Source organism: Kitasatospora sp. NPDC059803 (genome assembly GCF_042732255.1).
Lineage (GTDB): Bacteria > Actinomycetota > Actinomycetes > Streptomycetales > Streptomycetaceae > Kitasatospora.
In genome coordinates this window covers 1-5,661 of record NZ_JBHWIJ010000418.1, presented here as the reverse complement: position 1 = coordinate 5,661, position 5,661 = coordinate 1, and the positions used below count along the sequence as shown (strand labels likewise).

The window sequence follows — 5,661 nt, the reverse complement described above, 5'->3', positions numbered from 1 at the left end:
CAGACCAGGCCCCCACCGCCCAGAGAGAGCGACCCACCCCCCCACCCTACTCGGTCTGTTGGGCCCCCCCCCGGCGTCCGGGCGCCCCCCCCCGTCGCCGAAGATACGAGAGAGTTGGTCCCGTCGTGGTTCTCGGGTTCTCGATTGCCCTGATCATCTTCAGTCTGCTGATGATCCTGCTGGTGCTGCTGCACAAGGGGAAGGGCGGCGGCCTGTCGGACATGTTCGGTGGCGGCGCGATGTCCACCGGCGGCGGCTCGGCGGTGGCCGAGCGCAACCTGGACCGCATCACGATCGTGGTCGGTCTCGCCTGGTTCGCCTGCATCATCGTGCTGGGCCTGGTGCTGAAGTACAAGAGCTGACGTAACCCTGACGCTCCGTCGCCCGAGCGCCTATCCTGGGACGGTCGGGGGCGGAGGCGATGGCGGTGGACGCTTAACTCCTGCTTACACTAGGACGACTTTCGCCACCGACGCGCACCGCGGAGGGTCGGCGCACCAGCACGCAGGGAGTCAGACCGTGGCAAGTGGCAACGCCATCCGTGGCAGCAGGGTCGGAGCGGGCCCGATGGGCGAGGCGGAGCGCGGCGAGTCCGCCCCGCGCAACCGGATCACCTTCTGGTGTGCCAACAAGCACGAGACCCGGCCGAGCTTCGCCGCCGAGGCCGTCATCCCGGACACCTGGGACTGCCCGCGGTGCGGATTCCCGGCCGGTCAGGACGAGCACAACCCGCCCGCGCCCTCGCGCAACGAGCCGTACAAGACCCACCTCGCCTACGTCCGCGAGCGGCGCACCGACGCCGACGGCGAGGCGATCCTCGCCGAGGCGCTGGCCAAGCTGCGCGGCGAGATCTGACCCGGACGACAGACAGCGAAGGGCGCCACCGTCGAGGACGGTGGCGCCCTTGTGCGTTGCCGAGCCCGTTACGCCGAGGCCGGCGGGTACAGCTGGGGCGGGATCTGCTCCGCCGCGGCCCGGTCCAGCAGCCACAGGGTGCGGCTACGGCCGTACGCGCCGGAGGCGGGCGCCTGGAGCTCGCCGGGGCCGGACAGGGCCATCGCGACCGCGTCCGCCTTGTCCGCGCCGGCCGCCAGCAGCCAGACCTCGCGGGCCGCCCGGATCGCCGGGAGGGTGAGCGAGACCCGGGTCGGCGGGGGCTTGGGGGCCCCGCGCACGCCGATCACGGTCAGCTCCGTCTCCCGCACGCCCGGGTGCTCGGGGAAGAGCGAGGCGACGTGGGTGTCCGGGCCGACGCCGAGCAGCAGCACGTCGAAGGCCGGGACGCCGAGCCGGTCGCCCGGGCCGGACGCCTTCGCCAGCTCCTCCGCGTAGCGGGCGGCGGCGGCCTCCACGTCGGAGCCGTCCGCACCGTCCGAGGCGGGCATCTCGTGCACCCGCGCCGGGTCGAGCGGGACGGAGTCCAGCAGTTCGGCGCGGGCCTGGACGGCGTTGCGGTCCGGGTCCCCGGCGGGGACGAAGCGCTCGTCGCCCCACCAGAGGTCCAGCCGCGCCCAGTCGACCGCGTCGCGCGCCGGGGAGGCGGCGATCGCGGCCAGCAGGGCGTTGCCGTTGCGCCCGCCGGTGAGCACCACCGAGGCGGTGCCGCGGGCGGCCTGGGCGTCCACGATCCGGGTGATCAGCCGGGCCGCGGCCGCCTGGGCCATCAGCTCCTTGTCCCGGTGGACGACCAGCTGCGGGGTCGCGTTGGTCATGCGCTCCCCTTGGCGGCGCGCTTGGCGGGCTTCTTGGCGGGAGCCTTCTCGGCGTCCTCGGGCACGTCCTCGGACGAGGCCTCGGACGCGACCTTGGCGGTCACCCGGGCGGGGTTGGCCACCGCGGCCTCGGCGACCGCCGCGCGGGCGACCCGCTCGGCCGCCGCCGTCTCGGCGGTGTCCGGCTCGCGCAGCCGGTCGACGGGCGTGCGCACGGCCGTCGCGTAGATGTCGTCCGGGTCGAGCCGGCGCAGCTCCTCGGCGATCAGCTCCGAGGTCTCGCGCCGCTTGAGCGCCACCTGGCGGTCCGGGGAGCCGGCCATGGAGAGCGTGCCCATCAGGCCGTCCGGGCGGTCCAGGGTGATGTCGCCGTCCTTGGTGCGCAGGTGCACCGCGGTGATGCCGGGGCCGCCGGTGACGACCCGCTCCACCGGCACGTGCAGCCGGTTGTGCAGCCAGAGGCCGAGCAGTTCGACGCTGGGGTTGTAGGACTCGCCCTCGACCACCGCGGAGGTGATCGTGACCGGCCGCTGGTCCAGCGCGGCGGCCAGCATCGAGCGCCAGCCGGTGATCCGGGTCCAGGCCAGGTCGGTGTCGCCCGGGGTGTAGCTCTGGGCCCGCTGGGCGAGCTGGCCGACCGGGGACTCGGCGGTGACGGCGTCGGTGATCCGGCGCTGGGCGAGCGCGCCCAGCGGGTCCTGCGCCGGGTGCAGCGGCGCGTTGTCGGGCCACCAGACGACGACCGGGGCGTCCGGGAGCAGCAGCGGCAGGACCACCGACTGGGCGTGCGCGGCGAGTTCGCCGTGCATGCGCAGGATGACCGTCTCTCCCGAGCCGGCATCGGTGCCGACCAGGATCTCGGCGTCCAGCCGGGTCTCGGCGCGGGCCCGGGGCGAGCGCCCGGCGCGCTTGATCACCGCGAGGGTGCGCGAGGGGTGCTCGCGGGAGGCGTCGTTGGCGGCCTTGAGGGCGTCGTACGCGCTGCCCTCGTCGGTCACGATCACCAGGGTGAGCACCATGCCGGCGGCGGTGGAGCCACTGGCCCGGCGCGCCTCCATCAGCGCGGCGTTGATCTTGCTGGACGTCGTGTTGGTGAGGTCGATCTTCATGGCCGGCGCCAGCTCCTGCCGTCTCGTGCGAGCATCTCGTCCGCCTCGGCCGGGCCCCAGGTCCCCGCGGAGTACTGGGCGGGCTTGCCGTGGGTGTCCCAGTACTTCTCGATCGGGTCGAGGATCTGCCAGGAGAGCTCGACCTCCTGGTGACGCGGGAACAGGTTGGCGTCGCCGAGCAGCACATCGAGGATGAGCCGCTCGTACGCCTCCGGGCTGGACTCGGTGAAGGACTCGCCGTAGGCGAAGTCCATCGTGACGTCCCGGACCTCGAAGGAGGTGCCCGGCACCTTGGAGCCGAACCGCACCGTCACGCCCTCGTCCGGCTGGACCCGGATGACCAGGGCGTTCTGCCCCAGCTCCTCGGTCGCGTAGGAGTCGAACGGCAGGTACGGGGCGCGCTGGAAGACCACCGCGATCTCGGTGACCCGGCGGCCCAGCCGCTTGCCGGTGCGCAGGTAGAACGGGACGCCCGCCCAGCGGCGGTTGTTGATCTCCAGCTTGATCGCCGCGTAGGTGTCGGTCTTGGAGTCCGGGTCGATGCCGTCCTCGTCCAGGTAGCCGACCACCTCCTCGCCGCCCTGCCAGCCGGCCGCGTACTGGCCGCGCACGGTGTGCCGGCCGAGGTCGGCCGGGAGCTTGACGGCGCTGAGCACCTTGAGCTTCTCGGCGACCAGCGCCTTCGGGTGGAAGGACGCCGGCTCCTCGATGGCGGTGAGCGCCATCAGCTGGAGCAGGTGGTTCTGGATGACGTCGCGGGCGGAGCCGATGCCGTCGTAGTAGCCGGCCCGGCCGCCGATGCCGATGTCCTCGGCCATGGTGATCTGCACGTGGTCGACGTACGACCGGTTCCAGATCGGCTCGAACATCTGGTTGGCGAAGCGCAGCGCCAGGATGTTCTGGACCGTCTCCTTGCCCAGGTAGTGGTCGATCCGGAAGACCTCGTCCCGGGGGAAGACCTCGTGGACGATCCGGTTCAGCTCCTGGGCGCTCTCCAGGTCGTGGCCGAAGGGCTTCTCGATGACCGCGCGGCGCCACGAGCCCTGCGGGGGGTCGGCCAGACCGTGCTTCTTGAGCTGCTGGACGACGGTCGGGAAGAACTTCGGCGGGACGGACAGGTAGAAGGCGAAGTTGCCGCCGGTGCCCTGCGCCTTGTCCAGCTCGATGATGGTCTCGCGGAGCTTGTCGAAGGCGTCGTCGTCGTCGAAGGTGCCGTGGACGAAGCGCATGCCCTTGGCGAGCTGCTGCCAGACCTCCTCCCGGAACGGGGTGCGGGCGTGCTCCTTGACCGCGTCGTGGACCTCCTTGGCGAAGTCCTCGTCGTCCCACTCGCGCCGGGCGAAGCCGACGAGAGAGAAGCCCGGCGGCAGCAGACCGCGGTTGGCCAGGTCGTAGATGGCCGGCATGAGCTTCTTGCGGGACAGGTCGCCGGTGACTCCGAAGATGACCAGACCGGACGGCCCCGCGATGCGCGGGAGCCGTCGGTCGGCCGGGTCACGAAGCGGGTTGACGGGGGCCGGCGGGAGATCGTCCGCGTCCGACTCCGAGGTCAACTCGGGAAAATCAGTGCTCACTTGTTGGGCTCCGCTTTCGTGCGCTGGCTGTGTGAGCGAACGGTCACTTCTCGCCGGCGAAGGAGGCGAGCGAGGCGGTGACGGTGTCGAGCAGCTCGTTCCAGGACTGCTCGAACTTCTCCACGCCCTCGTCCTCCAGCACCTGGACCACGTCGTCGTAGTCCACGCCGGCGGCGGCGATGGCGTCCATCACGGCCTTGGCGTCGGCGTAGTTGGGGACGATGGTGCCGCCGGTGACCACACCGTGGTCGGCGGTGGCCTCCAGGGTGGCCTCGGGCATGGTGTTGACCGTGCCGGGGGCGACCAGCTCGGTGACGTACAGGGTGTCCGGCAGGGCCGGGTCCTTGACACCGGTGGAGGCCCACAGCGGGCGCTGCGGCTTGGCGCCGGCGGCCTCCAGCGAACGCCAGCGGGCGCTGCCGGCGGACTTGCCGTCGACCGAGCCGAAGACCTCCTCGTACGCCTGGTAGGCGAGGCGGGCGTTGGCCAGGGCGGCCTTGGAACGCAGGTCCCGGGCGTCGCCGCCGATCTTCTCCAGGCGCTTGTCGATCTCGGTGTCCACGCGGGAGACGAAGAAGGAGGCGACCGACTCGATCTGGGAGAGGTCCAGGCCCTTGGCCTTGGCGGCCTCCAGGCCGGTCAGGTAGGCGTCGATGACGGCCTTGTAGCGCTCCAGCGAGAAGATCAGCGTGACGTTGACGCTGATGCCCCGGCCGATCACCTCGGCGATCGCGGGCAGGCCGGCCTTGGTGGCGGGGATCTTGATGAAGACGTTCGGGCGGTCGACCAGCCACCACAGCTGCTTGGCCTCGGCCACGGTGGCCGCGGTCTCGTGCGCCAGGCGCGGGTCGACCTCGATGGACACCCGGCCGTCGCGGCCGTTGGAGGCGTCGTAGACCGGGCGCAGCACGTCGGCCGCGTCACGCACGTCCGAGGTGGTGATCATGCGGACGGCCTCGTCGGTGGTGACCTTGCGGACGGCGAGGTCGCGCAGCTGGCCGTCGTAGGAGTCGTCGCCGCCGCCGATGGCCTTCTGGAAGATGGTCGGGTTGGTGGTCACACCCACCACGTGCTTGTTCTGCACCAGCTCGGCGAGGTTGCCGGTGTTCAGCCGCTTGCGGCTGAGGTCGTCCAGCCAGATCGCCACGCCTTCGTCGCTGAGGCGCTTCAGTGCGTCAGTCATGGTGCTTCAGTCCTTTTTTCTTCTGCTTCGTGGGGTAGTCAGAGGGGGGCGCGGGGGGCGGGGGCGCGGGTGGGGCGGGCGCC

Annotated in this window: 6 protein-coding genes; 2 read left to right on the top strand and 4 right to left on the bottom strand. The window is 71.7% G+C overall.

Features of this window, described 5'->3' with window-relative positions; translation table 11 throughout:
• The first annotated feature begins 125 nt into the window (after positions 1 to 125).
• Both secG and ACFV6I_RS37050 read left to right on the top strand, forming a co-directional pair.
• Positions 126 to 362: a preprotein translocase subunit SecG gene (gene secG / locus ACFV6I_RS37055; RefSeq protein ID WP_063349509.1), complete on the top strand. Its 237-nt coding sequence runs from the start codon at positions 126 to 128 to the stop codon at positions 360 to 362.
• 205 nt (positions 363 to 567) lie between these two features.
• Entirely contained in the window at positions 568 to 855 is a 288-nt protein-coding gene (locus ACFV6I_RS37050; RefSeq protein ID WP_063349510.1) for an RNA polymerase-binding protein RbpA, read from the top strand.
• 68 nt (positions 856 to 923) lie between these two features.
• On the opposite strand, the gene pgl is transcribed toward ACFV6I_RS37050, so the two are convergent.
• The 4 genes from pgl to tal all read right to left on the bottom strand — a co-directional run bounded on the left by pgl (position 924) and on the right by tal (position 5,578).
• Positions 924 to 1,712, bottom strand: a complete 789-nt coding sequence (gene pgl, locus ACFV6I_RS37045) for a 6-phosphogluconolactonase (protein ID WP_363368896.1) — start codon at positions 1,710 to 1,712, stop codon at positions 924 to 926.
• Positions 1,709 to 2,821: a glucose-6-phosphate dehydrogenase assembly protein OpcA gene (gene opcA, locus ACFV6I_RS37040; protein ID WP_363368898.1), complete on the bottom strand. Its 1,113-nt coding sequence runs from the start codon at positions 2,819 to 2,821 to the stop codon at positions 1,709 to 1,711. Before opcA ends, pgl begins: the two co-directional genes overlap by 4 nt.
• Positions 2,818 to 4,374 (bottom strand): glucose-6-phosphate dehydrogenase, encoded by a 1,557-nt coding sequence (gene zwf / locus ACFV6I_RS37035; protein ID WP_063349513.1) that lies wholly within the window; start codon positions 4,372 to 4,374, stop codon positions 2,818 to 2,820. The genes opcA and zwf overlap by 4 nt, the downstream gene beginning before the upstream one ends.
• A gap of 64 nt (positions 4,375 to 4,438) precedes the next feature.
• Positions 4,439 to 5,578: a transaldolase gene (gene tal / locus ACFV6I_RS37030; RefSeq protein WP_063349514.1), complete on the bottom strand. Its 1,140-nt coding sequence runs from the start codon at positions 5,576 to 5,578 to the stop codon at positions 4,439 to 4,441.
• Positions 5,579 to 5,661 lie beyond the last annotated feature (83 nt).

Coding starts and splice junctions, on each gene's coding strand:
- pgl (WP_363368896.1), bottom strand. CDS start 1,712: ATGACCAACGCGACCCCGCAGCTGGTCGTCCACCGGGACAAGGAGCTG.
- tal (WP_063349514.1), bottom strand. CDS start 5,578: ATGACTGACGCACTGAAGCGCCTCAGCGACGAAGGCGTGGCGATCTGG.
- ACFV6I_RS37050 (WP_063349510.1), top strand. CDS start 568: ATGGGCGAGGCGGAGCGCGGCGAGTCCGCCCCGCGCAACCGGATCACC.
- opcA (WP_363368898.1), bottom strand. CDS start 2,821: ATGAAGATCGACCTCACCAACACGACGTCCAGCAAGATCAACGCCGCG.